This window comes from Streptomyces thermospinosisporus, assembly GCF_039526425.1.
GTDB lineage: Bacteria > Actinomycetota > Actinomycetes > Streptomycetales > Streptomycetaceae > Streptomyces > Streptomyces thermocarboxydovorans.
Genome location: NZ_BAAAIZ010000117.1, coordinates 1 through 2,076 on the forward strand (window position 1 = coordinate 1; position 2,076 = coordinate 2,076).

General features: G+C 75.6%; 1 protein-coding gene. It reads right to left on the bottom strand.

The features are described from left to right. Nucleotides 1-236: 236 nt before the first annotated feature. Entirely contained in the window at nt 237-1,979 is a 1,743-nt protein-coding gene (gene recN, locus ABD207_RS29500) for a DNA repair protein RecN (protein ID WP_344016305.1), read from the bottom strand. Nucleotides 1,980-2,076 lie beyond the last annotated feature (97 nt).

The window sequence follows — 2,076 nt, forward strand, 5'->3', positions numbered from 1 at the left end:
CGCCGCCTGTGCGGCGGCGGTGAGGGCTGCGGCGCGGGTGAAGGAGGCGGCTCTGCACGGGCGTTGGGCGACCACGCCCGCCAGACTACGAGGCACCGGCCCGTCAGGCTGCGGCGCACCCGCCCACCGGGCTACGGAGCACCCGCCCACCGGGCTACGGAGCACCCGCCCACCGGGCTACGAGCACCGGCCCGTCGGACTGCGGAGCACCCGCCCGCCGGCTCACGGCCCGCCGGTCAGAGGTCCGCGCGGGCCGTCGCCAGCAGTTCCTCGGCGTGGGCGCGGGCCGTCTCGGAGTCCTCCTGGCCGGCCAGCATCCGGGACAACTCCCGGATCCGCTCCTCGCCTTCGAGCACCTTCACCCCGGAGCGGGTGACCGACCCGTCGTTGGTCTTCTCCACCAGCAGCTGCCGGTCGGCGAACGCCGCCACCTGCGGCAGATGCGTGACCACCACGACCTGCGCGGTCTTCGCCAGCCGCGCCAGGCGCCGCCCGATCTCCACGGCCGCCTTGCCGCCGACGCCCGCGTCGACCTCGTCGAAGAGATACGTCGGCACCGGGTCGGTGCCGGCGAACACCACCTCCACGGCGAGCATCACCCGGGACAGCTCACCGCCGGAGGCGCCCTTGGCGATCGGCCGGGCCGGCGCCCCCGGGTGCGGGGCGAGCAGCAGCTCGACCTCGTCCACGCCCGACGGGCCGTAGGCCACGGTGCGTCCGTTCACCTCGACGCCGTCCGGGTCCTCGGTCTGCCGGATGTCGAACGACACCCGGGCGTGCGGCATGGCGAGCGAGGCCAGCTCCTCGGTCACGGCCGCCGCGAACCGCTCGGCCGCCTCGGCCCGCGCCTGCGACAGCGTCTGCGCCAGACCGCCGAGTTCGGCGCGCAGCGCGTCCCGCTCGGCCGTCAGCTCCTCGATCCGCTCGTCGTCGCCGTCCAGTTCGGTCAGCCGTGCGGCGCTCTGCTCGGCCCAGGCGAGCACGGCGGCGATGTCCTCGCCGTACTTGCGGGTCAGCCCGGTGAGTGCGGCGCGCCGCTCCTCGACCGCGGCGAGCCGCAGCGGGTCGGCGTCCAGGTCGTCGGCGTACCCGGCCAGCTCCCCGGCCACGTCGCGCAGCAGAATGCCGATCTCGCCGATCCGGTCGGTGAGCGCGGCCAGCGCCGGGTCGTGCGCCCGGACCGCCTCCAGGGCCCGCTGGGCGCCCGCGACGAGCGTCCCCGCGTCCACGCCCTCGGGGTCCTCCGGATTGCCCGCGAGGGCGGCGTGCGCGGCCGCCGCGGCCGACGCCAGCGCCTCGGCGTGCCCCAGCCGCTCGGCCTCCTCCGCCAGCTCCACGTCCTCGCCGGCGCGCGGTTCGACGGCGGCGATCTCCTCCAGCCCGAAGCGCAGCATGTCGGCCTCCTGGGCCCGCTCGCGCGCACGGGTGGTGATCTCCTCCAGCTCCGCGGAGACGGCCCGCAGCCGCTTGTACGCCTCGGTGTACTTGGCGAGCGGCACGGCGACCGCGTCACCGGCGTACCGGTCGAGCGCCTGCCGCTGCCGGGAGAGCTTCAGCAGCCCCTGCTGGTCGGTCTGCCCGTGCACGGCGACGAGTTCGTCGGCGAGTTCGGAGAGCAGCCCCACCGGCACGCTGCGCCCGCCCACATGGGCCCGGGAGCGTCCCTCGGCGGAAACGGTACGACTGATCAGCAGGGCCCCGTCGTCGAGCTCGGCCCCGGCCTCCTGGGCCCGGACGGCCGCCGGGGCGTCCTCGGGCACGGAGATCCGCCCCTCGACGACGGCGTTGCGCGCCCCGATCCGTACCAGGCCCGCGTCCGCGCGTCCGCCCAGCAGCAGTCCCAGGCTGGTGACCACCATGGTCTTGCCCGCGCCCGTCTCACCGGTGACGGCGGTGAAGCCGGGCGACAGCTCGACCACAGCGTCGTCGATCACTCCGAGCGACCGTATCCGCATCTCCTCCAACACGGGAAAGACCATACGAGGTCCGGCAGGAGAAGTGCGACCGCCCCACCTTTGTCACCCAGGGGAGTGGCCCGGCCCCGCAGGGGCACCGGATCCCGGGCGGCCGGGCGGC